Source organism: Rhodococcus sp. WB9 (assembly GCF_007558985.1).
Taxonomy (GTDB): domain Bacteria; phylum Actinomycetota; class Actinomycetes; order Mycobacteriales; family Mycobacteriaceae; genus Rhodococcus_F; species Rhodococcus_F opacus.
In genome coordinates, this window is record NZ_CP041769.1 from 5,539,922 (window position 1) to 5,562,708 (window position 22,787).

General features: G+C 67.5%; 25 protein-coding genes and 1 pseudogene. 10 read left to right on the forward strand and 16 right to left on the reverse strand.

Features of this window, described 5'->3' with window-relative positions; all coding sequences use genetic code 11:
• Window positions 1-8 precede the first annotated feature (8 nt).
• Complete coding sequence (locus FND50_RS25875; RefSeq protein WP_144287577.1) at window positions 9-1,385, reverse strand: MFS transporter; 1,377 nt, start codon at window positions 1,383-1,385, stop codon at window positions 9-11.
• 192 nt (window positions 1,386-1,577) lie between these two features.
• On the opposite strand from FND50_RS25875, the gene FND50_RS25880 reads away from it, so the two are divergent.
• Window positions 1,578-2,204, forward strand: a complete 627-nt coding sequence (locus FND50_RS25880) for a TetR/AcrR family transcriptional regulator (RefSeq protein WP_144287578.1) — start codon at window positions 1,578-1,580, stop codon at window positions 2,202-2,204.
• Between the two features lie 6 nt (window positions 2,205-2,210).
• On the opposite strand, the gene FND50_RS25885 is transcribed toward FND50_RS25880, so the two are convergent.
• The 8 genes from FND50_RS25885 to FND50_RS25920 form a co-directional block, all read right to left on the reverse strand.
• A complete protein-coding gene (locus FND50_RS25885) occupies window positions 2,211-2,849 on the reverse strand; it encodes a TetR/AcrR family transcriptional regulator (RefSeq protein ID WP_005252917.1) in 639 nt (212 codons plus the stop codon).
• A 1-nt stretch (window position 2,850) separates the two neighbouring features.
• On the reverse strand, window positions 2,851-3,843 hold the full coding sequence (locus tag FND50_RS25890; RefSeq protein WP_144287579.1) for a phosphotriesterase: 993 nt from the start codon (window positions 3,841-3,843) through the stop codon (window positions 2,851-2,853).
• Between the two features lie 80 nt (window positions 3,844-3,923).
• Window positions 3,924-4,574, reverse strand: a complete 651-nt coding sequence (locus tag FND50_RS25895) for an SUMF1/EgtB/PvdO family nonheme iron enzyme (RefSeq protein WP_144287580.1) — start codon at window positions 4,572-4,574, stop codon at window positions 3,924-3,926.
• A gap of 7 nt (window positions 4,575-4,581) precedes the next feature.
• On the reverse strand, window positions 4,582-4,983 hold the full coding sequence (locus FND50_RS25900; protein ID WP_005252906.1) for a nuclear transport factor 2 family protein: 402 nt from the start codon (window positions 4,981-4,983) through the stop codon (window positions 4,582-4,584).
• A complete protein-coding gene (locus FND50_RS25905; protein WP_005264576.1) occupies window positions 4,980-6,110 on the reverse strand; it encodes a 3'(2'),5'-bisphosphate nucleotidase CysQ in 1,131 nt (376 codons plus the stop codon). Before FND50_RS25905 ends, FND50_RS25900 begins: the two co-directional genes overlap by 4 nt.
• The gene (gene cysC, locus FND50_RS25910; RefSeq protein ID WP_144287581.1) at window positions 6,100-7,950 is read right to left on the reverse strand and encodes an adenylyl-sulfate kinase; all 1,851 of its coding nucleotides are present in this window, start codon (window positions 7,948-7,950) and stop codon (window positions 6,100-6,102) included. Before cysC ends, FND50_RS25905 begins: the two co-directional genes overlap by 11 nt.
• Window positions 7,950-8,867, reverse strand: a complete 918-nt coding sequence (cysD, locus tag FND50_RS25915) for a sulfate adenylyltransferase subunit CysD (protein ID WP_005264578.1) — start codon at window positions 8,865-8,867, stop codon at window positions 7,950-7,952. The genes cysC and cysD overlap by 1 nt, the downstream gene beginning before the upstream one ends.
• A 120-nt stretch (window positions 8,868-8,987) precedes the next feature.
• Window positions 8,988-9,911: a helix-turn-helix domain-containing protein gene (locus tag FND50_RS25920; protein WP_144287582.1), complete on the reverse strand. Its 924-nt coding sequence runs from the start codon at window positions 9,909-9,911 to the stop codon at window positions 8,988-8,990.
• Between the two features lie 92 nt (window positions 9,912-10,003).
• On the opposite strand from FND50_RS25920, the gene FND50_RS25925 reads away from it, so the two are divergent.
• From FND50_RS25925 to FND50_RS25935, 3 genes are read left to right on the forward strand one after another with little or no spacing between them, the layout of a single operon-like run.
• Window positions 10,004-11,170, forward strand: a complete 1,167-nt coding sequence (locus FND50_RS25925) for a hypothetical protein (RefSeq protein WP_144287583.1) — start codon at window positions 10,004-10,006, stop codon at window positions 11,168-11,170.
• 5 nt (window positions 11,171-11,175) lie between these two features.
• On the forward strand, window positions 11,176-11,964 hold the full coding sequence (locus FND50_RS25930) for an SDR family oxidoreductase (protein ID WP_144287584.1): 789 nt from the start codon (window positions 11,176-11,178) through the stop codon (window positions 11,962-11,964).
• 19 nt (window positions 11,965-11,983) lie between these two features.
• Window positions 11,984-13,141 carry a sulfotransferase gene (locus FND50_RS25935; protein WP_144287585.1) on the forward strand — a complete coding sequence of 386 codons (1,158 nt, stop codon included), beginning with the start codon at window positions 11,984-11,986 and terminating at the stop codon, window positions 13,139-13,141.
• On the opposite strand, the gene FND50_RS25940 is transcribed toward FND50_RS25935, so the two are convergent.
• A complete protein-coding gene (locus FND50_RS25940; RefSeq protein ID WP_144287586.1) occupies window positions 13,125-13,793 on the reverse strand; it encodes a low molecular weight phosphatase family protein in 669 nt (222 codons plus the stop codon). The genes FND50_RS25935 and FND50_RS25940 overlap by 17 nt on opposite strands.
• Before the next feature lie 304 nt (window positions 13,794-14,097).
• On the opposite strand from FND50_RS25940, the gene FND50_RS25945 reads away from it, so the two are divergent.
• Both FND50_RS25945 and FND50_RS25950 read left to right on the forward strand, forming a co-directional pair.
• Complete coding sequence (locus FND50_RS25945) at window positions 14,098-14,706, forward strand: ClpP family protease (RefSeq protein WP_144287587.1); 609 nt, start codon at window positions 14,098-14,100, stop codon at window positions 14,704-14,706.
• Window positions 14,707-14,710: 4 nt separating this feature from the next.
• Complete coding sequence (locus tag FND50_RS25950) at window positions 14,711-15,295, forward strand: ATP-dependent Clp protease proteolytic subunit (RefSeq protein WP_005264590.1); 585 nt, start codon at window positions 14,711-14,713, stop codon at window positions 15,293-15,295.
• 9 nt (window positions 15,296-15,304) lie between these two features.
• Here FND50_RS25950 and FND50_RS25955 read toward each other — a convergent pair whose 3' ends face one another.
• From FND50_RS25955 to FND50_RS25975, 4 genes and pseudogenes are all read right to left on the reverse strand, one after another.
• A complete protein-coding gene (locus FND50_RS25955; RefSeq protein WP_144287588.1) occupies window positions 15,305-15,652 on the reverse strand; it encodes a helix-turn-helix domain-containing protein in 348 nt (115 codons plus the stop codon).
• A gap of 64 nt (window positions 15,653-15,716) precedes the next feature.
• A pseudogene (locus FND50_RS25960) lies at window positions 15,717-15,935 on the reverse strand (beta-ketoacyl-ACP synthase); the annotation flags it as partial.
• A gap of 220 nt (window positions 15,936-16,155) precedes the next feature.
• Window positions 16,156-17,004, reverse strand: coding sequence for an alpha/beta fold hydrolase (locus tag FND50_RS25970; protein ID WP_144287589.1), 849 nt, complete (start codon window positions 17,002-17,004; stop codon window positions 16,156-16,158).
• Window positions 17,001-18,788 carry an amidohydrolase family protein gene (locus FND50_RS25975; protein ID WP_144287590.1) on the reverse strand — a complete coding sequence of 596 codons (1,788 nt, stop codon included), beginning with the start codon at window positions 18,786-18,788 and terminating at the stop codon, window positions 17,001-17,003. The genes FND50_RS25970 and FND50_RS25975 overlap by 4 nt, the downstream gene beginning before the upstream one ends.
• A 99-nt stretch (window positions 18,789-18,887) precedes the next feature.
• Between FND50_RS25975 and FND50_RS25980 the strand changes: the two genes are divergently transcribed.
• The 3 genes from FND50_RS25980 to FND50_RS37125 all read left to right on the forward strand — a co-directional run bounded on the left by FND50_RS25980 (window position 18,888) and on the right by FND50_RS37125 (window position 20,087).
• Window positions 18,888-19,496 (forward strand): TetR/AcrR family transcriptional regulator, encoded by a 609-nt coding sequence (locus FND50_RS25980; RefSeq protein ID WP_005568289.1) that lies wholly within the window; start codon window positions 18,888-18,890, stop codon window positions 19,494-19,496.
• A gap of 31 nt (window positions 19,497-19,527) precedes the next feature.
• Window positions 19,528-19,767 carry a dihydrofolate reductase family protein gene (locus tag FND50_RS37120; RefSeq protein ID WP_260850709.1) on the forward strand — a complete coding sequence of 80 codons (240 nt, stop codon included), beginning with the start codon at window positions 19,528-19,530 and terminating at the stop codon, window positions 19,765-19,767.
• A gap of 185 nt (window positions 19,768-19,952) precedes the next feature.
• A complete protein-coding gene (locus FND50_RS37125; protein ID WP_260850710.1) occupies window positions 19,953-20,087 on the forward strand; it encodes a hypothetical protein in 135 nt (44 codons plus the stop codon).
• A 41-nt stretch (window positions 20,088-20,128) separates the two neighbouring features.
• Here the strand turns inward: FND50_RS37125 and FND50_RS25990 are convergent, their stop codons facing one another.
• Window positions 20,129-20,647: an SRPBCC domain-containing protein gene (locus FND50_RS25990; RefSeq protein WP_144287591.1), complete on the reverse strand. Its 519-nt coding sequence runs from the start codon at window positions 20,645-20,647 to the stop codon at window positions 20,129-20,131.
• The gene (locus tag FND50_RS25995; protein WP_144287592.1) at window positions 20,644-20,946 is read right to left on the reverse strand and encodes a helix-turn-helix transcriptional regulator; all 303 of its coding nucleotides are present in this window, start codon (window positions 20,944-20,946) and stop codon (window positions 20,644-20,646) included. Before FND50_RS25995 ends, FND50_RS25990 begins: the two co-directional genes overlap by 4 nt.
• 196 nt (window positions 20,947-21,142) lie before the next feature.
• Here FND50_RS25995 and FND50_RS26000 point away from each other — a divergent pair, with 196 nt between their 5' ends.
• On the forward strand, window positions 21,143-22,756 hold the full coding sequence (locus tag FND50_RS26000; protein WP_144287593.1) for a class I adenylate-forming enzyme family protein: 1,614 nt from the start codon (window positions 21,143-21,145) through the stop codon (window positions 22,754-22,756).
• The last annotated feature ends 31 nt before the right edge of the window (window positions 22,757-22,787 follow it).

Sequence of the window (22,787 nt, forward strand, 5' to 3'; positions counted from 1 at the left end):
AGTGCCGGTCAGTAGAACTGGGCGCCGGGTACGGCGGTGGGATCGTTCCGCACCTCGGCGGTGTTGGTCTCGCGGAGCTTCCACGCGCAGAGGAACGTGACCAGCCCCATCAGTGCGACGAAGACGGCGACGAACGTGGTGGTTCCGGTCTTGGCGATCAGCGCGGTCATGATGAACGGAGTGCCGCCGCTGACCGTGATCGCCGCCAGCTGGTACGCGAGGGAGGCCGCCGAGTACCGGACGTTGGGAGCGAACAGTTCACCCATGTACGCGGCGATCGGCCCGTATGTCATGGACTGGAAGACGCTGCCGACCGTGACGGCGATGAAGAACAGCAGCAGGTTCCGGGTGTTGATCAGCCAGAAGTACGGGAACGCCCACACGATGATCATCGCCGCGCCGATCAGGATCATCGGCCTGCGCCCGATCTTGTCGGACATGTGCCCGGACCACAGCACGACACCGACCGTGAGTCCGGCGCTGAGCAGCGAGATCGCGAGCAGGTCGTTGCGCTTCATTCCCAGTTCCGCGGTGCCGTAGCTGAGCACACCGGCGATGGAGATGTAGAACAGGGAGTTGGTGGCCGCGAGCAGGCCGCAGCCGAGCAGGATCTTGCGCCAGTGTTCCTTGATCGCCTCCGTCAGCGGTGCGCGGACGACGGTCTCGTTCTTCTTCTGCGCCTCCTCCTGCAGGTCCCGGAATTCGGGGGTGTCCTCGACCTTGGTCTGGATGTAGAGCACGACCGGGAACAACAGTGCGCTCGCGAAGAACGGGATCCGCCAGCCCCAGCTGAGGAACGCCTCGTTCGAGATCGCCGCGGTGGCGCCGAGGAACACCAGGTTGCCGAGCAGGACGCCGAAGGAGACGCCCATCTGGCCGAAGGTCCCGGAGAATCCCCTGCGCTTGGGGCTCGCCGATTCGGTCAGCAGCAGGACGATCCCACCCCATTGACCACCGCACGCCAGGCCCTGGACGAACCGCAGGACCACCAGCAGGATCGGGGCTGCGACGCCGATGGTCGCGGCGCCCGGAAGGCAGCCGATGAGGAATGTCGCCAGTCCCATGAACAGCAGGCAGGTGACGACGGCCGGCTTGCGGCCGTACTTGTCGCCGAAGTGGCCGGCGACGAGGCCGCCGAGTGGGCGTGCGACGAAGCCCGCCCAGAACGTGCTGAACGAGAGCAGGGTGCCCATCAACGCCGACGAGTCGGGGAAGAAGACGTGGGGAAAGACCAGTGCCGCAGCGGTTCCGTACAGGAAGAAGTCGTACCACTCGATCGAGCTGCCGACGAGTCCCGCCGCAAGCAGTTTCCGATGCGCACGCTTGCGCGAGACGGCTGTGTCGCCGGCTGCGTCCTTACTCGGCTGCACCGCGGATGTAGTCATCCGATCACTCCTCGGGATAGGTCTTCGTATGGATGTGGGAGTCAGATTTTTCAGAACATGACGCCAACTTCAAGTCAGTGAGCGCTTGCTTAGTGTGTTTGAATAGCTGTGTGATGTCAATCACTCGAGGGGATTGATCTTGCCGGATCCCGCCGATGGCGACGAAGCTCGATGCGGCGGAGAGGACCACCGATGACCGAACTGCGAGACGACGTGTCCGCGACCGAGGAGCCGAGCCCTGGTCCGCCGACATCCGAGGAACGCCTGCTCCGGGCGGCGACGACACTGTTCTCCGACAAGGGTTTCGAAGCCACCCGCACGAGGGACATCTCCACCATGGCCGGGATGAGCCCCTCCGCGATGTACGTGCACTTCCCTTCCAAGGAAGATCTGCTGTTCCAGCTCGTCCGCCGGTCGAACGAGCGCGCGCTCGCGCTGGTGCTGAAGGCCGTGGCGCCGTTCACCGACCCCATCGACCGCGTCCGGGCACTGGTCCGCGAATTCAGCATCATGCACGCCCGGAACTTCCGCCGCGCGCGCATCGCCCAGTACGAGAGCAGACATCTCGACCCCGAACACCGCGAGGTGGTCGCCGAGACCCGGCTCCAGATCCGGGTCGCGGCAATTCGAGAGGTGCAGAACGGGATCGATCAGGGGGTGTTCCTGATCCCCGACCCCCGCGTCGCGGTTCTGGCGATCATGTCGCTCGCGGTGGACATCTGCCGGTGGTACAGCCCCGACGGCGAATTCACGCCGGAGGAACTGGGCGACATCAACGCCGACCTCGTTCTGCGCATCCTCCACGCACCCGGCTACTGACGGTCCTCACACGCGGTCGGGGACGCGCAGCGCGTTCGTCCACATCCGCGCGAGTCCGGCGGTCAACTGCTCGAACGTGAGCGATCGCCGCTCGCTCGGCGGTCCGACGAAATAGCTGTAGGCCATCCTTCCGACCATGGCGGACAACGCCTTCGACGTCAGCATCGGGTCGAGCGAGGCGTCGGCGAGACCGCGGTCCTGCAGGTCGGCGATCGCACGCGCGTTGCGCCGGTAGAACGTCTCGTCCCGCGAGCGTTCCAGTTCGCGGAATGCGGGGTCGACGTGCGCGACCTGCTCGAGCAGGGCCAGCAGTCGCGCGTTCCGGCGGCACGCGTGCAGGTAGGCGCGGATGCTCGCCTCCACGACCGCGTGCACGTCGCCTTCGTCCGCGACCCGTCCCATACCCGGATGCAGCAGGTCGTTCTGCGTCACCTCGACGACCGCCGCGAACGCCTCCTCCTTGTTGGTGAAGTAGGTGTAGAACGATCCGGTCGAGAGTCCGGCCTCCTTGCTGATGTCGACGAGACGGGCGTCGAGGTACCCCTCGCGCTCGAACACCACCCGGGCCGCGGCGACGAGACGATCGCGGGTGCGGACGCCCCGGGCCGTGACCGGTGGTGTGGGTGCAATTCGCGGGCGCGACATGTCAGTAGGGGTCGACGTTCTCGAAGTATCGCCGAGGCACCTCGACCAGCATCTCGGTGATCATCTTCTCGGTCACACCCCGCTCGCGGACGTAGGGCAGCACGTCGTTCTCGATGTGCAGGTAGTGCCACTGAGGGAGTGCGGCCATCAGGTTGGGGTCGATCCAGTCGATGTAGCAGGAGGCGTCCTGCGACAGGACCATCTGCCCCGCGAATCCCCGGCGGCACATCTCGACGAGCGTGTCGGCGCGGGCTTCGAACGTCGTCTCGAGGTTGATCCCGAACCGGTCCATCCCGAGGACGAAGCCGGCCTCGGCGAGGCTGGTCAGATGCTCGATGTCGGTGCTGTCTCCGCTGTGACCGAGGACGATCCGGTCCGGCCGCACCCCCTCCTCTTCGCACATCACGCGTGTGACGTGCAATCCGGCCTCGCTGCCGGGGTGAGTGTGCACGGTGATGGGCACGCCGGTGCGCCGATGCGCCTTCGCGACGGCCCGCATCACCCGCTCGACACCGGGCGTGGGCCCCTGATGGTCGATCGCGCACTTGAGCAGTCCCGCGCGGACCCCGGTGTCGGCGATCCCCTCTTCGATGTCCTTCACGAACATGTCCACCATCGGGTCGGGAACCTCGGCCCCCACGATCGCGTCCAGCGCCGGACCGCGGTAGTGGAAGAAGAACGGCACGTCGTCGTAGGTGTACAGCCCTGTTGCGGCAACGATATTCAGCTCGGGAAGCTGTTTCGCGACCCGCTGGATTCGCGGGATGTACCGGCCGAGCCCGACGACGGTGGGGTCGACGATGGTCCGGACACCCTGCTCCGCCAGCGCGCGCAGCTTGGTGACCGCGTCGGCGACCCGCTCGTCCTCGCTCCCCCACTCGTCCGGGTAGTTCTGTTGCACGTCGGGCGTCAGCACGAACACGTGCTCGTGCATGTAGGTGCGTCCGAGTTCGGCGCTGTCGATCGGCCCGCGGACCGTGTTGACCTGGCTCATGCAGACTCGCCCTCTCCGGGTGTGACCGTCGTCATATTCCCGAGCTCAGCCTAGAGCTAACTTGAACCTGACGTCAACATTTAGTCAGGAGTGGATGCACCCCGGGCGAGACGGAATCCGACGTCGTCGATGCGGTAGGTCGGGTGACTGCGCCTCCGCACGGAGGCACGGCAACTCCAGTGCTCGTCGAACCACCCACCGCCGCGCAGGACCCGGTACGTGCCGTACACCTCGGGGTCGTACAGATCCCAGCACCACTCCCACACATTGCCCAGGGTGTCGTGCAGGCCCCATGCGTTCGGCTGCTTCCCACCCACGTCCCGCGACCGGCCGTCGGAGTTGCCGCGGTACCACGCGATCGCGTCGAGCGGGCCGTACCGCGGACCCGTGGTGCCCGCCCGGCAGGCGCGTTCCCATTCGGCCTCGGCCGGAAGCCGGTACCCGTCGGCCATGGTGTCCCACACGACGTCGTCACCGGTCACCCGATAGGCGGTGGCGAGCCCGGCGCGCTCGGACAGGGTGTTGCAGAACAGGATCGCGTCCCGCCACGACACTCCGTCGACCGGCAGCCGCGTTCCCCGCGTCGTGCCCGGCCACTCGCCGGTGACCTCGGCGTACTCTCCCTGCGTCACAGGATGGACGGCGATCTCGAAGGCACCCAGCTCCACGCTCCAGCTGCGGGTGGTTCGGCGATCCGACAGCGTGACCCGCCCGGCCGGGACGGCGATCATCGGGCCGCTATCCACCGCCGGCAGCAGCCTGGATCGGTGCCATGTCGAAGTAGTCGCGCCAGGTGGTGATCTTGCCGTCGGTGATCTCGAAGACACCGACGACGGGCAGTTCGACGACGTTGCCGTTCAGCGTGAACACGTCGATCCGCTCGTTCATCACCACGCCACTCGATTCCTCGGCGTTGGGGCTCTGCCCGCCGTCGGTGACCTGCCGGTGCACCCGGAAGTCGATGCCGCCGAAGGCCGCGATGAAGCCGGCGACGAACTCGCGGATCGCGTCACGACCGATGACGGGTTCCATCGGAATGTTGTGATAGACGGCGTCTTCGGCGAAGTACTCCGCGATCTTCGCCGGATCGGGCTCGATCCACTCGGCACAGAATTGGGTGACCAGTTGATCCGGGGTCATCGGTTCTCCCTTTCGATCGCGGACGGTTCGATGATGGCCATGACGGACTGGATCGCCCCGGCCGGGATGTCGAAATGTTCCGTGATCCGGACGGACGTCACCTCGGTGGGCGTGGCCCCGAGGTCGAGCACGAACCGGGCCACCACGTTGTCGCCCCACTCGTGGAAGGAGAGTTCGCGCACGGCCTGGATGGCCTGATACTGCAGGCCGTTCTCGAGTTCGTCCCGGATGAACGCCCCCGATTCGCCCGTGTGCTGCCCGTTCTCCACCCGCCAGGCGTTGTCCGCAAGACGCACCTTGGTGGCGTCGTGGCTGACCAGTGCATCGATGTAGGCCCTGGCCATCGCGACCCGGCCGCTGTCGGCCGTGTCGGTGGCGTGTGTCGCGATCGCGGCGAGCAGCGGCCGGGCCAGCTCCGGACGGCAGATCAGGAGGTCGGGCAGGTACGGGTGGGATTCGTTGTAGTCCAACGGGGTTCCGTCGATCCGTGAGCAGTGCAGGCCCGCGGCCTCGGCGACGCCGACGGGTGCGGCCGAGTCCCATTCCCACTGCCCGCCCGAGTGGATGTAGGCGTCCACGTCTCCGCGGAGCACCGCCATCGCCTTCGCTCCGGCCGAACCCATGGTGGTGACCTCGGCGCCGATCTCCGTCGCGACGGCGTCGACGAAGGCAGGCGGCCTGCTGGCGGACACGACGATCCGTGGTCGTGCCGGGAGTTGTTCGGTATGCACCGCATGGCTGTCGTCGTCACTGGCATACACGGCGCCCAGTGCCGGTTGCGCGACCGCTGCCGCCGTGATGCCCCGACCGCGTTCCCACAGCGCGACGTGCACGGCCCAGTCCGAGTGCCCGGGCAGTCCATACTCCTTGGAACCGTCGAGCGGGTCGATGATCCACACCCGCGAACTCTCCAGCCGCGACCGGTCGTCGGCCGACTCCTCGGAGAGAATCGCGTCGCCGGGTCGCTCCGCGGAGAGCTTGCCGAGAATGAACGCATCGGCGGCGACGTCGCCCCGCCTGCCCAGTTCACGCCCGTCCGCCGATCCGAGTCCCGCGGTGCGGATGTCCAGCAGCAGGGCACCGGCACCGGAGGCGATGTCGGCCGCGAGTCGTGCGTCAGTGATCACGTCTCAACAATTCCATAATTCTCTCGGCTTGTTCGGTCGGCGTGCCGTCCCCGGGGCGGAGGACGAGTTCGGCGTTCTCCGGGGCCTCGTACGGGTCGTCGACCCCGGTGAATCCGGTGATCTCCCCCGCGCGGGCTTTCGCGTACATGCCCTTGGGGTCCCGCGCCTCGCACTGTTCCACCGGAGTGTCGACGAACACCTCGACGAAGTCGAGCCCGGCAGCCCGGTGCTGCTCCCGGACGCGGTCCCGGTCGGCGCGGTACGGGCTGATCAGCGACGCGATCGCGACCACCCCGGAGTCGGCGAGCAGTTGCGCCACGGCGCCGACGCGGCGCACGTTCTCGGCGCGGTCCTCGGCACTGAAACCGAGGTCGGCGTTGAGACCGTGACGCAGGTTGTCGCCGTCCAGCCGGTAGGCGGGCACCCCGGCCGCGACCAGGCGCCGCTCGAGTTCCACCGCGACCGTCGACTTTCCCGACGCCGACAGCCCGGTCAGCCACACCGTGCGACCCCGTGTCGCCCGCTCGTCCCGCGAGACGGCCGCGGCGTGCCACACCACCTTGGAACGCGACAGTGTCGGCCCGGTGATCATGCCGGCGGCGACGGTGTTGTGGGTCGACTCGTCCACGAGGATGAAACTGCCCGTCACGTGGTTGCGGCGGTACGGGTCGAACATCAGCGGCTGCGACGTCCTCAACTGGATACGGCCGATCTCGTTGAGCGAGAGCGACTGTGCGGACTCGTCGCGGTGCAGGGTGTTCACGTCGAGACGGTAGTCGAGCCGCACGACGGATGCCCTGGTGGCGCGGGTGGTGTGCAGCAGCGTGTACCGCGCATCCGGTGTCAGCGAGGACTGTACGCTGAACCAGCAGACCATCGCGTCGAGTTCCTGCCCGACGAGCGGACGGTTGTTGGGGCGGCACAGCACATCTCCGCGGCTCACGTCCAGTTGGTCGGCGAGCTGCACGCACACCGCCGACGGTGCGAACGCCTCGTCGAGACGGGTTCCGCCTGGACCCCAGATGGCGCTGACGGTGGAGGTGAATCCGGACGGCAGTGCCACCACCTCGTCGCCCGGCTTGAACACGCCGCTGGCGACCGTGCCTGCGTACCCGCGGAAATCGTGCAGCGCGGAATCGGTCCGGCGCTGCGGCCGGACCACGTACTGCACCGGGAACCGCGCGTCGATGAGGTTGCGGTCGGAGGCCACGTGCACCTGCTCGAGGTAGTGCAGCAGCGACCCTCCCTCGTACCAGGGCATGTTGACGGTGCGTTGCGCGATGTTGTCGCCGCGCAGTGCCGACACCGGAATGAACGTGAGGTCGTGGACCTCGAGCTTGATCGCGAACTGCCGGAACTCCTCCTTGATCTCCTCGAACCGGTCCTCGGACCACCCGACGAGATCCATCTTGTTGACGCACAGCACCAGGTGCGGAATTCCGAGGAGGCTGGCGATGAACGCGTGGCGGCGCGTCTGCTCGAGGATCCCCTTGCGGGCGTCGACGAGGATCAGGGCCAGGTCGGCGGTCGACGCGCCGGTCACCATGTTCCGGGTGTACTGCTCGTGCCCCGGCGTGTCCGCGATGATGAACTTGCGGTGCGGTGTGGCGAAGTAGCGGTGCGCGACGTCGATGGTGATGCCCTGCTCGCGTTCGGCGCGCAGACCGTCGGTGAGCAATGCCAGGTCGGCGTGCTCGTCGCCCCGCTCACGGCTGGTGCGTTCGACTGCCTCGAGCTGATCCTCGAAGATCGCCTTCGAGTCGTACAGCAGCCGGCCGATCAGGGTGGACTTGCCGTCGTCGACGCTGCCCGCGGTCGCGACCCGGAGTAGCTGCGGCATCAGAAGTACCCTTCCTTCTTACGATCTTCCATGCCGGCCTCGGAGATCCGGTCGTCGGCCCGGGTGGCCCCGCGCTCGGTCAGCCTGCTCGCGGCGACCTCGGTGACCACGGCCTCGGCGGTGGTTGCCGACGACTCGACGCAGCCCGTGCACGTGGCGTCGCCGACGGTCCGGAAGCGGACGAGTGCCTCGTACGGCTCGTCACCGGGAAGCAGGGTCAGGAACCGGGTGTGCGCCAACAGCATTCCGTCGCGGGGCACGACCTCCCTGCGGTGCGCGTAGTACAGGGGCGGCAGTTCGATCTTCTCCTCGCTGATGTACTGCCAGATGTCGAGTTCGGTCCAGTTCGACAGCGGGAACACCCGGATGTGCTCACCCTTGCGGTGCCTGCCGTTGTAGAGGCTCCACAGCTCCGGTCGTTGGGCCCGCGGATCCCACTGCCCGAACTCGTCGCGGAAGCTGAACACCCGCTCCTTCGCGCGGGCCTTCTCCTCGTCGCGGCGGGCGCCGCCGAAGATGGCGTCGAAACCGTTGTCCCGGATCCCGCGCAGCAGCGCCGCGGTTTGGAGCCGGTTGCGGCTGGCCCGCGGACCCGTCTCCTCGCTGACGCGGCCTGCGTCGATGTCGTCCTGCACGCTGGACACCACCATCCGCAGGTCGAGGCGGTCGACGGTCCGGTCGCGGAACTCGATGACCTCGTCGAAGTTGTGGCCGGTGTCGACGTGCATGACGGCGAACGGGAGAGGTGCGGGCCAGAACGCCTTGGCGGCCACGTGGAGCATCACCACCGAGTCCTTGCCGCCGGAGAACAGCAGAACCGGACGCTCGAACGTGGCGGCCACTTCTCGGAAGATGTGCACGGCTTCGGCTTCGAGCGCGCCGAGGTGGGACAACTCGTACACGGGCGGTGCGGTCATGGGCGACTCCTCGTCGCGAGTGCCTTACCGGTCACTGGTCCATATTTGGACCAGCTCGGTCGAAAATGATTGCACCTCCGAGAATAGAACGTGTTTCAGATTGCGGTCAATGCCCGTTCGTCACCGCGGTCGGCGGCCGCCCACCTCCGCCGTGATCGCGTCCGCGGCCGCGGCGAGAGCCTTGCCCCGCCGCGCGATGTCGGACGGCGCGAGTTCGGTGCCCACATAGAGCGTCAGGACCATGGCCTGATGGCCCTCGGCGTCGTACGTCGGCGCGGCGATGAGGCTGACGGGGTGCGGTGCGGCGGGGTCCGCGTGCTCGGCGTCCAGGTAGACCCGCTCCCCCAGGCTGGACACCATCTCACCGAGCACGTCGCGCAGCTCCGGCGGCAGGTCGTGCGCGGCGACCCCGGCCATGAGCGTGTGCAGGCGCTGACCGACCGGGGTGAGCGTCTCCACGAGATACCCGGTGCGGGAGCACTCGTCCACCACGGTGCGCAACCGGTCGCGGTCGAGGCGCACCGGCAGGGTCGGCTCCCGGCGCAACCACGACTGCAGCGCGTCGTCGCCGTCCCACAGCACGTACATCAGGCCGACGGGCGGCGCGAACGGGTACATCTCCCCCACCTTGGCGGCCGCCCGCACACCAGGCGGACTCGTCAGCTCCAGGACGGCGATGCGGTCGCCGACCACCGCCGACGCCGTGCACGTGGTCCGGAACTCCTCACTGAGCACGGCGAGATGCGTGCGCGCCACCGGCCCGGCCGCGAATCCTTGCTGCGCCGCGCGGCCGGCCGCGATGAGGGCGGGCCCGAGGCCGTACGTCTTCGTGGCGGGATCCCGGACGAGATAGCCGCCGCGGCACAGTTCGGTGAGGATTCCCAGGCAGGTGGGCTTGCTGATGTCGAGTTGCCGGGCCAGTTCCGACAAACCGAAGCGGTGCTCCTTGCGCGCCACCAGGAAGTCGAGCACCTGCACCACACGTTCGGTTGGCGGCGACCGTCTGCGCTGCGCCCTGTCGGGCGTCTCGTCCTCGTGTCCCATTGACCACTCCTTAGAACACGTTCTATTGTCGGTTCACAATGTTCTACCACGCAGGTACATATTTGTACCACCCCCATCGTGAGGAGCACGGTGTGCTGACCGACCCATTCGCCGACGCCATGGCCGAGGCCGAGAAACTGATCGAGAGCGCCCCCCACATCCGCACCGAGCAGGATCTGCTGGAGGGCTACCAGTACCTCGCCGGCGGCATTCTCGCCACGACGCACGCCGCCTGGGCCACCGAACGGTCGCACCCGACGTTCATCTCGGGCACCGGCCCGCACATGAAGATGGGCCTCGACAACCCCGACACCCTGTACTTCGGCGCGCGGATCGACGACGACGTCGAATACGTGGTGACCGGGCGGCGTGGCACCACGGCAGACCTGAGCTTCCAGGTGCTGAGCGGAAACTACACGGCCGCACACGTTCCCGGCAGCGTCACCGCGTTCGACGACCGGGAGATCGACATCGCCCCCGACGGCTCGTTCGAGGTGCGGTTCGGCCCGGGCGAGAGCGCCGGCAGGCGCAACTACTTCACCCTCGCGCCGGGTTCGTCGCAGCTGGTGGTCCGGGAGGTGTACAGCGACTGGAGTCAGCAGCGCGGCACCATCCGCATCGCCAGGGCGGATACGACGGGTACGGCTCCGGGTCCGCTCACGCGGGAAGCCGTCGAGAAGCGGTACGCCCGCGCGGGCACAGCCCTGGTGTCCCGGGTGAAGACGTGGCTGCAGTTCCCGGAGTGGTTCTATCTGAACCTGCCGGTGAACACGATGACCGAACCGCGGCTGACGCCGGGCGGCCTCGCCACGCAGTACTCGTCCGTCGGGCATTACGAACTCGCCGAGGACGAGGCCATCGTCATCACCGTCCCGAAAGCCGACGTGCCCTACCAGGGTTTTCAGCTGGGCAGCATGTGGTACATCTCCCTCGACTACGTCAATCACCAGACCTCGCTGAACGTCGCCCAGTCGCAGGTGGATCCGGACGACCACATCCGGCTCGTCGTCAGCGAGCGCAATCCGGGCGTCGCCAACTGGATCGCCACCGTCGGGCACCTCCGCGGCTACCTGCAGTTCCGCTGGCAACGCGTCTCCCGCGAACTGACCCCGGACGACGGCCCCCGCATCGAGGTCGTGAAGTTCGACGAGATCCATCGGACGCTGCCGTACTACGACTCCAACAAGATCTCGCCCGAGGACTTCGCCGCACGCATCGCCGCACGCCAGGCCGCGGTCGCCGACCGGATGCTGGAGTGAGCGCCATGACCACTCCGCAACTCCTGCAGGACAAGGTGGTCGTCATCTCCGGCGTCGGACCGGCCCTGGGCCGAACCCTCGCCGTCCGCTGCGCCGACGCCGGCGCGGACGTGGTGCTGGCCGCCCGCACCGCATCACGTCTCGACGAGGTGGCCAAGGAGATCATCGCTGTCGGCCGCCGCGCGGTGACCGTCCCGACCGACATCACGGATCAGGCATCGGCCGAGAATCTGGTGTCCGCGGCCGTCGACGCGTACGGCAAGGTCGACGTGCTGATCAACAACGCGTTCTCGGTTCCGTCGATGAAACCGCTGGCCCGCACGGAATTCGACCACATCCGCAGCAGTTTCGAACTGACCGTGCTCGGGGCGCTGCGGCTGACCCAGCTGTTCACCCCCGCACTCGCCGAATCGAACGGAGCGGTGGTGAACATCAACTCGATGGTGCTCCGGCACTCCCAGGAGCGGTACGGCAGCTACAAGATGGCCAAATCCGCCCTGCTCGCGACATCGCAGTCGCTCGCCACGGAACTGGGACCGCAGGGAATCCGCGTCAATTCCGTTGCTCCCGGCTATATCTGGGGAGAGACGCTGAAGCAGTACTTCACGCACCAGGCCGAGAAGTACGGAACGACCGTCGAGCAGATCTACGAACACACCGCCGCGAACACCGACCTGAAGAGGCTCCCCACCACCGAGGAAGTGGCCGACGCCGTGATCTTCCTGGCCTCGCCGTTGGCGAGCGCCGTGACCGGCCAGTGCCTCGACGTCAACTGCGGCGAATTCCATCACTAGCGACGAGAACCGGAGCATCATGAGCGAGCGCACCACCGTCGGCACGGTCGAGGACCTTCACGCCTCGGCCACCCGCCTGACCGGCCTCACCGACTTCGGCGTGGACGACTACACCGAGGCCCTCGGCGTCCTGCTGGACTCGTACCACGTCGACGAGCAACTGACCCCGCTCGGCAGCAAGGTGTCACGGGTGTTCCTCCGCGGCGCCCTGGTGGCGCGGCTGCTGAGCGAGGCGGCGTGGAAGCAGAACCCCGAGCACGCGGACGTGCGGATCGAGCGGCCGATCTTCGTCACCGGGCTTCCCCGCACGGGAACGACGGCGCTGCACCGGCTGCTCACTGCGGACCCGTCGCATCAGGGCCTGGAGATGTGGCTGACCGAGATGCCCCAGCCCCGTCCGCCGCGCGAGACCTGGGAATCGAATCCCGTGTTCCAGAAGATCGAGGAGGGTTTCAGCCGCCACCACATCGAACGCCCCGAATTCATGGGCGTGCACTACATGTCGGCGAGCGAGGTCGAGGAGTGCTGGCAGCTGCTGCGGCAGACGTTCAAGTCGATCTCCTACGAGTGCCTGGCGTCTCTCCCGACATATTCCCGCTGGCTCGAGGGCCAGGACTGGACGAACGCCTATCAGCGGCACAAGAAGAACCTGCAGCTGATCGGGCTTCCCGACCGGGACCGCCGCTGGGTGCTGAAGAACCCCAGCCACCTGTTCGCGCTCGACGAGTTGCTCGCCGTCTATCCGGACGCCCTGATCATCCAGACCCACCGGCCGCCGCGCACGATCGTCCCGTCGGTGTGCAGCCTGGCGGAACAGGCGACGGAAGGGTGGTCGGAGAAGTTCCGGGGCGGCGTCATCGGTGAGAGCCAGCTCGAGCTGTGGGCCCGGGGGCTCGAGCAGTTCACCGCGGCCCGCGCCCGGCACGATCCCGCTCAGTTCATCGACGTCGGCTACCACGATTTCGTGGCCGACCCGCTCGGCACCGTCGAAGGGGTCTACACACACTTCGGGCTCGAACTCAGCGCCTCGGCCCAGTCGGCGATGGAGGCGATGCACGCCGAAAGTCGCAGCGGCGACCGCCGCCCCTCCCACAAGTACACGCTCGAGGAATTCGGGCTCACGCCCGAGCAGGTGGACGAAAGATTCGCCAACTATCAGTTCAGCGCGACCAGCTGACGGGATAGTCGAGGATCGACGACGCCGCCCGCGCCGCGATCAACGGCCTGGGCGACAGCGGCAGGTGGACGACCGGAGACGGCCGCGGTCCGGGCTCGGGTTCAGGCTCGGGCTCGGGTTCCCGTTTCGTGCCGCTGCCGAGGTCGAGTGTGTCGAGCAGCGGCATCAGTTCGGCGGCGATCCGATCTCCCACCTGCGCGAACGCCGCCTCGCCGAGGCCGACGGGGTCGCTGATGTTCGCATCGTCGATCTCGCCGTACTTCCTTCGGGCGACGGCGAGTTCGGCGACGGTGCGGGCACCGGTGTCGGTGGCGATCTTGCAAGCCTCGCGAAGCGTGAACGTGCAGTGGCTCGTCCCGAGGAGCAGTTCCATCGAACGGTCCCGGATCTGCTCGGTCATCGCGAGGACGAGGTCGGCGCGTTTGATCATCTCGGGCCGCAGGCGACGCGCTCGGAACCCGTCGGCGCTCGCGCCGAGGCCTTCGACGACGCGGGCGGCGACGGGTTCGATCGGAAAGCCCACGAGGGCTCGGACACCGGCGCTCTCGGCGGTGAGGTGCGGCAGACCGTGGGCAAGCGCGTACGCGTGCGTCAGCCGCTCTGCGATCGGTGAGCGGCAGACGTTCCCGCTACAGACGAACAGAACGTGCATGAGGGCACCCTAACCAGCGAGTTCGACTTCGCGCGCGGGCAATTCCACTGGCCGAGCGGTCTGTTTCCGACGTTCACCTGCCCGTGGTGAGTCGTTCACCCACTGGATTCCTCGTGGCCACCTCGAATCACGAACGCCCAGTTCACGGCGCTCGACGCCGGAGTGTCGCCACGTACGCGATCTGCGTCACATTCCCGGGTGGGTGCGGTACCGTCGCCGGGGTTTCCGAACCTCCCGGCGCAGGTCGTCTGCCCACAGCAGACAATCGCCGGTCCGGCACCGGCGCAGCGGTAGTAATGGAGGCATGACCACAGCCGCACTACCCGACCTGAACTACCGCGACCTGTTGGCGGACAGACTGTTTCGCCAGCGCACGATCCTCCTCACCGGCGAGGTGGACGACGCCATGGCCGAGCGGGTCTGCTCCGAACTGGTGCTGCTCGCGGCCGCCGACCCCAAACGCGACATCGTGCTGTACATCAATTCACCGGGCGGCTCCGTCTTCGCCGGCCTGGCCATCTACGACACGATGAAGCTCGTTCCCAACGACGTGGTCACCGTCGCCATGGGTTTCGCCGCCAGCATGGGCCAGGTACTGCTGTGCTCGGGCACCCACGGCAAGCGGATCAGCCTGGCGCACAGCCGCATCATGATGCACCAGCCCTCGGCGGGCATCGGCGGCACCGCCGTCGACATCGCCATCCAGGCCGAGAGCCTCGAACGGATGAAACGACAGTCGCAGGAGATCCTCGCCGCCGAGACGGGGCATCCGGTCGAGCAGATCGCCGAGGACAGCGACCGGGACCGGTGGTTCACCGCCGACGAGGCCCGCGACTACGGGATCGTCGACCGCGTCGTGTCCTCGTTCGCCGAGATCGCCCCGCACACCACCGCCCCGAGAATTGGATTGTGAAGCCATGTCCCAATACACCATTCCCCACGTCATCGAGCGCACCCCGGCAGGCGAACGGTCGTTCGACATCTTCAGCCGACTGCTGAACGAACGGATCGTCTTCCTGGGCACCGAGATCGACGACGGAGTCGCCAATGTCGTGATGGCACAGCTGCTCCACCTCCAGGCGGACAGTTCCGATCAGGAGATCGGGCTGTACATCAATTCGCCCGGCGGCTCCACGACGGCGATGCTCGCGATCTACGACACGATGCAGTTCCTCCGTCCGACCATCGCCACGTACTGCATGGGCCAGGCCGCGTCCGCCGCCGCCGTGCTCCTGGCTGCGGGAACCAAGGGACACCGCCACGTCCTGGCCCACTCCCGGACGCTGCTGCACCAGCCGTCCACCCAGGGCAACGGCACAATCTCCGACCTGGCGCTCCAGGCCGCGGAGATCATGCGGGTCCGTTCGCAGACCGAGGCGATTCTGAGCAAACACACCGGTCAGACCGTCGAGCGGCTGCGGCGGGACACCGACCGGGACCGCATCTTCACAGCCGAGGAGGCCATCGAGTACGGCCTGGCCGATACGCTCGTCGCGGCCTGACGGACGGCGCTAGGCGGCGAGCAGCGTGGGCGCCTGCCGGTTCAGGCTCCTGGTCGCCGGGTTCCGGTTCGCCGCGCCGAGCCGGCGCCCGGACCGGAACAGCAGGTGTTCCACCGGCAGACCGAGCGCCCCACACACCGCGCGCAGCATTTCCGACGACGGCTCCTTCTTGCCACGTTCGATCTCGGAGAGGTACTGCTTCGACATACCGACGGCGGCTGCGACGTCCTCGAGGCTGCGATCCTGGTCCCGGCGAGCCTCGCGGAGCACTCGCCCGTACAGCTCACGCACCAGCGGCTCCTCCCGCGATTGCTCGGGAGCGGCCGTCACCAGCGTCAGTCTGCGCTGAGCTTCCATACCTTCGGAGTCTCCCAGACGACGCACCCGGCCGCGGCGGCGTTCACCGACAGCGGACAGCCGATCAGTACCGTCCGACGGCGAGCGCGACGTTGTGCCCGCCGAAACCGATCGAATTGCTCATTGCGTAATCGATGCGCTGACGGCGGGGTGACCCGGCGACGACGTCCAGGTCGATGGCGGGATCCTGGTTGTCGAGGTTGAGGGGCGACGGGACGATCTGTTCGCGCACCGTCAGAACGGTGAGAATCGCCTCGAGGGCTCCGACCGCGCCGAGGGAGTGCGCGCCGCTCAGTGCCTCACCGAACGCCCGTTCGCCGACTTCGCCACCTCGGCCATCCACACGCTGATCGACGCCGTCGCCGACGCGATGATCCGATGCGGGATCTCCACTCAGTCTCAGGACGCCCGCGAGAATGCGACGGTCGCGGTGTCCGGGCTGCGGGGGCATCCTCCTCGACCGCTTGGTCACCGGCGACGTGGCGCGGACGGACCGATCGGCGTCACGACTGATCGAGCAGGTGGCTGCCGAGTAGTCCGTCGACGCGCTCGGCCGCCTCGTCCGGAATCCAGTGGCTCACACCGCGGAACACCTCGTAGGTGTACGGGCCGTCGACGAAGCGTGCGGTCAGCGCGGGACCTACCGGCCCGATCGCCGAGTCGCCGTCGCTCCACACGAAGAGCGTGGGCACCCGGACCTTCCGGGAGGCCGAACGGGGTGCGGTGAACGGCATGGCCCGATACCAGTTCAGAGCGCCCCGGGCCCGCGTCCGATCGCGCATGGGTTCGAGGTCGCGCTTCGCCCGGTCCGCAGACTGGCCGCTGGCGAGCAGTGCCCGGTAGCCGTAACCGTCCGGGGTGATCAGCCGCTCCGGAATCCACGGCAGCTGGAACGCGAACATGTACCAGGACTTCAGGATCTGGCCACTGGTGAGCATCGCCCTTACGAACGCCGCCGGATGCGGCACCGAGAGCGCAGTGAGCGTGCGAACCCGGTCGGGCCGTTCCGCCGCGAGACCCCAGGCCACCACAGCGCCCCAGTCGTGCCCGACGACATGCGCCGGCCCGAGGCCCGCCTGGTCGATGAGCGCGACGATGTCCGCGACCAGTTCCGAGCCGCGGTACGCCCAGCGGGCGCGGGGCCGGGCCCCGGCAGAATAACCGCGCTGGTCCGGCGCGAGAGTGCGAAATCCCCGCCGGTGCAGCAGCGGTGCCAGTTCGTCCCACGACCGCGAGTCCTGCGGAAATCCGTGCAACAGCACCACCGGCGTGCCGTCGATCGGACCCTCGTCGCGAACGTCGAACACGAGCCCGTCCCGGGTGAACGTGCGGATCCGCTCCATGCCGCTCATCGGACGGCCGTCTCACGCTCGCTGTGGTCTGCGGCCGACGCACCGGCGCGGAGGAACCGTCCCGTCTTGGTGACGCCGAACCCGCCGGTGAACTCCCCGTCGCGATAGACGAGCCTGCCGTTGATCACCGTCGCGACCGCCGCGCCGTCGCTGCGGTTCACCATCCGGCGCAGACCGCCGTACTCGGGGACCTCGGCCTCGAACAATCCGTCCACGGTCGCGTCGAGACCCGCCGGATCGATGACGACGAGGTCGGCGCGGTCCCCTTCGCGCAGGTGGCCGGCATCGATGCCGTACCAGTCGGCCAGCTCGCCCGTCAGCCGGTGGACGGCACGCTCGACGGACAGGAACGGTGTGCCGTCGGATTGCGCGTCCTTGACCTTCTTCAGCAACCGGATCGGATAGTTGTAGAACGCCATGTTGCGCAGGTGCGCACCCGCGTCGCCGAATCCCATCTGCACGCCGGAACTGGCCGCGAGCTTCTTCGCGAACTTGGGACGATGGTTGGCGATGGTGGTCCGCCACCGCAGGTCGGCGCCGTACTTCACGACGAGATCGAGATACGCGTCGACCGGGTGCACGCCACGCAGATCGCCCACCGCGCCGAACGTCTTGCCGATCAGCGCCTCGTCGGGGCACCCGACGATCACCGCGTCGTAGAAATTGCGGTGCCAGATGCGGGGGCTGAACTTGTTGTCGTAATCCTTGCGGAACCGGCGTCGGTAGGACTCGTCCTGCAGCAGGGCGTTTCGCTCCACCTCGTCCTTCAGATGCAGTGCCGCCGCGCCGGCACCGAACTCCTCGAACACCACGAGGTCGATGCCGTCGGCGTAGACGGTGAACGGCACCGGGAGGTGCTGCCACTTGAAGTCGGTCTTGGCGAAGCGGTTGAGCAGCGGCGCCGCGGCGAGCATGAAGTACACGATCGGCGGGTAGGCCTTCGAGTCCGCGGCGGACAGCAGCGACGTCTTGAGGGGCTTGCGTCGTCCCAGACCCGAACTCTCCGCGAAGAATCCTGCGATGTTGGGGTGCAGGTTGATCGTCGGCGCGCTCTGCAGGATCTTGCCGCGGTCGCGCAGGATGCGGTTGAGGAAGCGGAACTCCTTCCACCGCGCATACGTGGACGGCAATGAGCGCGAACGGTATTCGTCGCCGTCGATCTTGTCGAGCGCATTGGTCATCGAGGACAGGCCGAGGAAGCCGGCGTCCACGGCCTCGGTGAGCATCGCGCCCATCCGCTCGAGTTCGCGGGTGCTCGGCTTGGTCCGCTTGTCGGTGCCCCGGCCGAGCCCGAGCACGTGGGTGCGGATGTCGGAGTGCCCGATGAAACCGGCGATATTGGGGCCGAGCGGCAGCGATTCGAGTGCCTCGACGTACTCCGCCGGGCTCTGCCAGATCTTGTTCTCGTCCAGGATTCTGAGCACGGAGTCGTGTGGTACAGCCTCGACCCGGCTGAACAGGTCGGCGCATTCACGCGGCGTCGAGTACACGGTGGACAGGGAGCAGTTTCCGAGGACGACGGTGGTCACGCCGTGTCGCACCGACTCCGGCAGTCCGGGGCTGACGAGCACCTCGGCGTCGTAGTGGGTGTGCACGTCGACGAATCCGGGGACCACCCATTTGCCTGCCGCATCGATGATCTCGGTGTCGGGCCCGACGGGCAGCGGACGGATCGATGCGCGGACGACGACGCCGTCGCGGATGCCGAGATTGCGGCGCCGGGGCGCGGATCCGGTTCCGTCGAACCACAGTCCACCATTGACGACGACATCGAAATCCGACATTGTTGCGCTCCTCACACTCGGTATGTGTTACCCGAGGTTACGTATCCCGTTGAGTAAAAGTCAATGGACGCTTCGAGGGTTCCTCAATAGAGTGCAGGGGTGGCCGCCGCACCCCGCTCTCCCGAAGATCGGCGCGCGCAGATCCTCGACGTGGCCGTCCGGCTTCTCGAGACGGTGCCGTTCGACGATCTGTCGATGGACCAGGTGGCGGCCGAGGCGGGCGTCTCCCCGCCCCTGCTGTTCCACTACTTCAAGAACAAGCAGGGCTTTCGCAACGCCGTCCTCGAGGCCTCGGCCTCCGAACTGCAACGCCGGATGACCCCCGACGCGACGCTGCCCGTGTCCGGGCAGCTCCGGGCCGGCGTCGAAACATTCGCGGACGCGGTGATCGAGCACCCGACCATCTACCTGGCGGTCATGCGGATGGCCGGTAGCGGTGACGAGCGGATGCGGCAGATCTACCGCGGCATGCGGCACACCTTCACCCGCTGGATAGGTGCGTCGCTGGCGGAGTTCGGGGTGCCGACGACACCCGCGCTCGAGGCTGCGATCTCGGGCTGGCAGGCGTTCATGGAAGAGGTCGTGCTGTCGTGGCTCGACGAGCCGACCATGGACCGCACGGACATGATCGATCTGTGCGAACGCGCTTTCTATCACCTGCTTCCGGCGGCAGGCGTCGATGTCGATGCACTCGACGTGACACGCTGATCCGGACCAGCAGACACGAGGGGGGTTCGCGGTGGGCGAGCTGATCTACTCGACGATCATGTCGCTCGACGGCTACATCGCCGACGAGGACGGCAATTTCGACTGGGCCGCACCCGACGAGGAGGTCCACAGCTTCGTCAACGACCTCGAACGTCCGATCGGCACCTACCTCTACGGGCGCCGGATGTACGAGACGATGACGTATCGGGAATCCGTACCCGACCTCGCGAGAGAGCCTGTCTGCGTGCAGGACTTCGCGGAAATCTGCTGAGCAGCCACCAAGGTCGCCTACTCCACGACACTGGAGGCGGCGTCCAGCGCCAGGACCCGCATCGAGCGGGAATTCGACCCCGACGCCGTCCGGCAACTGAAGGCGAGCGCGGCACGGAACATCAGCATCGGGGCCCGGGACTCGCCTCCCACGCCTTCGCGGCCGGGTCGGTCGACGCATGCCAGGTGTTCGTCGCACCCGTCGTCGTGGGAGGCGGCACCCGGTCTCTCCCGGAGCGCGTCCGGTGCAGGCTGGAACTGCTGGACGAGCGCCGTTTCGGCAGCGGCTTCGCCTCCCTCCACTACCGCGTCGCGAGCTAGGAATTCGGAATGTTTCGGGTGACCCTAGGGTCTACCGGATGTCATTGACCGGCCCGCTGAGCCGCCAGGAATTGCCGTCCCGGCGTCGGGTCGACGCCGAAGCGCTCGGCGTAGCTCTCGTGAACTTCCTCCCACTGATCCCACGAGCCGTGCGCCTCCGCCTCGGAGAGGTACCCGCCTGCGAGATGCGGCTCGAGCCGCGACAGGTAGGTCTCCCAGCCGGCCGCAGTCTGCGCTGCGATCGCTCGGTCACCGAAGACATGGATGAAGATCAACCGGCAGCCGTCTCCCTCAGCGGTCAGATCGAAGCTGTACTTCTCGCCGCCGAAGGTCCACGCCAGCCGATGGGGTGCATCGACCTCGGTCACCTCGCCGGTCGCGCCGTAGGCCTCGAAGGTCTCCCCCGTCGCCGGTGTCCACTCGGCGGCTGCGGGAAACCAGCGCTCGAGTTCCGCCGGCACGCTGACCGCCCGCCACACGCGCTCGATCGAGTGGGCGAGCGTGCGCTCGAAGCGCAGTGCCGGGCGACCATCGATCGTCTCCAGGGTTCCGTCGGTCATGGGTTCTCCTCCAGGTGTAGTTCGAGTGCGTCGAGGCGCCTCGACCAGAACGCGCGGTACGGCTCCAGCCACTGGTCGACCTCGGCGAGGGGTTCTGGCCGCAGCGCGTACAGACGCTGCCTGCCGTCCACGCGCACCACGACGAGCCCGGCCTCGCGCAGCACCTTGAGGTGCTTGGACACGCCGGGCTGACTGAGCGCGATGTGCTCCACCAGCTCTCCGGCGGGCCGCTCACCATCACGCAGCAAGTCGAGGATCTGTCTGCGGTGCGGCTCGGCCAGGGCGGCGTAGGCGCTCATTCCCTCATATTGCCAGACGGAAATATGAGCCGCAACCGTCGCCGCGGCCGTGACGGAATCAGCAGTCCCGCGGGCACCGACTTGACACACCCGGGTGTGACACACAACACTTGCCCACACAGACCGAGCGAGTGATCGGTCGGCCGCTCGAATTCGGACATCCCGTTCGGACCGGCGCCGGAGAAAGGAGACAGCGGTGTCGTCGACGTATACCAACGACGGAATCCAGGAGCCACCCGAAGCGACCACTCTCGACGCGTGGCGGTCGCGCGTGGAGGCCCATCCCGATCACCCCGCCGTGGCCTATTTCGATGGCACCCTCACAGCGCGCGAGGTCGACGACCTGTCGGATGCCCTCGCCGTCGCGCTGGACGAGTGGGGTGTGGGGCGCGGCGACCGGGTGGGCATCTACCTGCAAAATGTGCCGCAGTACGCCCTCGCCCTGCTGGCGCTGTGGAAGGTCGGCGCAGCGGCGCTGGTGCTCAATCCGATGTACCGCGGAAACGAACTCCGCCGCCTCGTCGACGATGCCGAACCGATCGGCATCATCTGCGAAGACGTGAGCGCCGCGGCCACGGCAGAAACCCTGCGCGGCAGCAGCGTGCGATTCTCGATCAGCACCAGTGCCCTCGATTTCCAGACCCGCAACGATCCGCGGGTGTTCGAGTCCACCACGCGCGCCACGCCGGCAGCCGACGGCGACCTCGTCGCACTCCTCGCACGCTTTCGCGGCAGGCGGCCTCCCCTGATCGAACTAGACGGCGACGATCTTGCGCTGCTCACCTACACCTCCGGGACCACCGGCCCGCCGAAGGGCGCGCTCAACTCCCACGCGAACGTGCTGGCCACCGCACTCGACTTCGGTGCCTGCGCCGGCGTCGTCGACGGGGACGTCGTGTTCGCCGTCGCGCCCCTGTTCCACATCACCGGTGCCGTGCTCAATGCCGGCGTGGCCCTCGTCCGGGACTGTGTGCTCGTCTTCGCGAACAGGTTCAACGCGGCCGTCGCACTGGAGACGTTCGTGGAACACCGGGTGACCTACACGATCGGCTCGATCACCGTGTTCAACGCACTCTCCGAGGTGCCGGGTGTGAGCGCGGACCACTTCGCCTCGGTCAAGACCCTCTACTCGGGCGGCGCGCCCATCCCGCCAGCGACAGTGGAGAAGTTCGAAGCCGGATTCGGCAAGTACATCCACAACGCGTACGGGATGACCGAGACCACCGCCGGAGTGATCGCGGTGCCACCCGGCCTGCGGGCGCCGGTCGACCCGGCGAGCGGCTCACTGTCCATCGGTCTCCCGCTGCCCCGGGTGGACATCCGCGCCGTCGACCCGAATGGCGACCCCGTTCCGCCCCACACCGCGGGCGAACTGGAAATCGCGGGACCGCAGGTTGTTTCGGGCTACTGGCGCAACCCCGACGCCTCGCGGGACACGCTGCCCGGCGGACGGCTGCGCACCGGGGACGTCGCGATCATCGACGAAGCGGGGTGGGTGTACCTCGTCGACCGGCTCAAGGATCAGATCAACGTCTCCGGCTACAAGGTGTGGCCCCGTGAGGTCGAGGACACCCTCTACGAACACCCGGCCGTGCACGAGGCCGCCGTCGTCGGTCAGCCCGACGACTACCAGGGCGAATCGGTGGTGGCCTACGTCTCGCTCCGCACGGGCGCGACCGCCACCGAGGACGAACTCGTCGCGTTCGCCCGCGACCGTCTCGCCGCGTACAAGCGGCCGCGGCTGGTGCACATCATCACCGACCTCCCGAAGACCCAGACGGGCAAGATCCGTCGCAGCGACCTGCGCTGACGACCCGACCTCTCCGACCTTTCGACTCCGC

What these genes read in the sequence shown, in the direction of transcription:
- FND50_RS25935 (WP_144287585.1), top strand. Translation starts at nt 11,984, where the DNA reads ATGAGCGAGCGCACCACCGTCGGCACGGTCGAGGACCTTCACGCCTCG.
- FND50_RS25890 (WP_144287579.1), bottom strand. Translation starts at nt 3,843, where the DNA reads ATGAGCCAGGTCAACACGGTCCGCGGGCCGATCGACAGCGCCGAACTC.
- FND50_RS25885 (WP_005252917.1), bottom strand. Translation starts at nt 2,849, where the DNA reads ATGTCGCGCCCGCGAATTGCACCCACACCACCGGTCACGGCCCGGGGC.
- FND50_RS25990 (WP_144287591.1), bottom strand. Translation starts at nt 20,647, where the DNA reads ATGACCGACGGAACCCTGGAGACGATCGATGGTCGCCCGGCACTGCGC.
- FND50_RS25995 (WP_144287592.1), bottom strand. Translation starts at nt 20,946, where the DNA reads ATGAGCGCCTACGCCGCCCTGGCCGAGCCGCACCGCAGACAGATCCTC.
- FND50_RS25900 (WP_005252906.1), bottom strand. Translation starts at nt 4,983, where the DNA reads ATGACCCCGGATCAACTGGTCACCCAATTCTGTGCCGAGTGGATCGAG.
- FND50_RS25895 (WP_144287580.1), bottom strand. Translation starts at nt 4,574, where the DNA reads ATGATCGCCGTCCCGGCCGGGCGGGTCACGCTGTCGGATCGCCGAACC.
- FND50_RS25975 (WP_144287590.1), bottom strand. Translation starts at nt 18,788, where the DNA reads ATGTCGGATTTCGATGTCGTCGTCAATGGTGGACTGTGGTTCGACGGA.
- FND50_RS25950 (WP_005264590.1), top strand. Translation starts at nt 14,711, where the DNA reads ATGTCCCAATACACCATTCCCCACGTCATCGAGCGCACCCCGGCAGGC.
- FND50_RS25930 (WP_144287584.1), top strand. Translation starts at nt 11,176, where the DNA reads ATGACCACTCCGCAACTCCTGCAGGACAAGGTGGTCGTCATCTCCGGC.
- FND50_RS25940 (WP_144287586.1), bottom strand. Translation starts at nt 13,793, where the DNA reads ATGCACGTTCTGTTCGTCTGTAGCGGGAACGTCTGCCGCTCACCGATC.
- cysD (WP_005264578.1), bottom strand. Translation starts at nt 8,867, where the DNA reads ATGACCGCACCGCCCGTGTACGAGTTGTCCCACCTCGGCGCGCTCGAA.
- FND50_RS25875 (WP_144287577.1), bottom strand. Translation starts at nt 1,385, where the DNA reads ATGACTACATCCGCGGTGCAGCCGAGTAAGGACGCAGCCGGCGACACA.
- FND50_RS25970 (WP_144287589.1), bottom strand. Translation starts at nt 17,004, where the DNA reads ATGAGCGGCATGGAGCGGATCCGCACGTTCACCCGGGACGGGCTCGTG.
- FND50_RS25880 (WP_144287578.1), top strand. Translation starts at nt 1,578, where the DNA reads ATGACCGAACTGCGAGACGACGTGTCCGCGACCGAGGAGCCGAGCCCT.
- cysC (WP_144287581.1), bottom strand. Translation starts at nt 7,950, where the DNA reads ATGCCGCAGCTACTCCGGGTCGCGACCGCGGGCAGCGTCGACGACGGC.
- FND50_RS25955 (WP_144287588.1), bottom strand. Translation starts at nt 15,652, where the DNA reads ATGGAAGCTCAGCGCAGACTGACGCTGGTGACGGCCGCTCCCGAGCAA.
- FND50_RS25920 (WP_144287582.1), bottom strand. Translation starts at nt 9,911, where the DNA reads ATGGGACACGAGGACGAGACGCCCGACAGGGCGCAGCGCAGACGGTCG.
- FND50_RS25945 (WP_144287587.1), top strand. Translation starts at nt 14,098, where the DNA reads ATGACCACAGCCGCACTACCCGACCTGAACTACCGCGACCTGTTGGCG.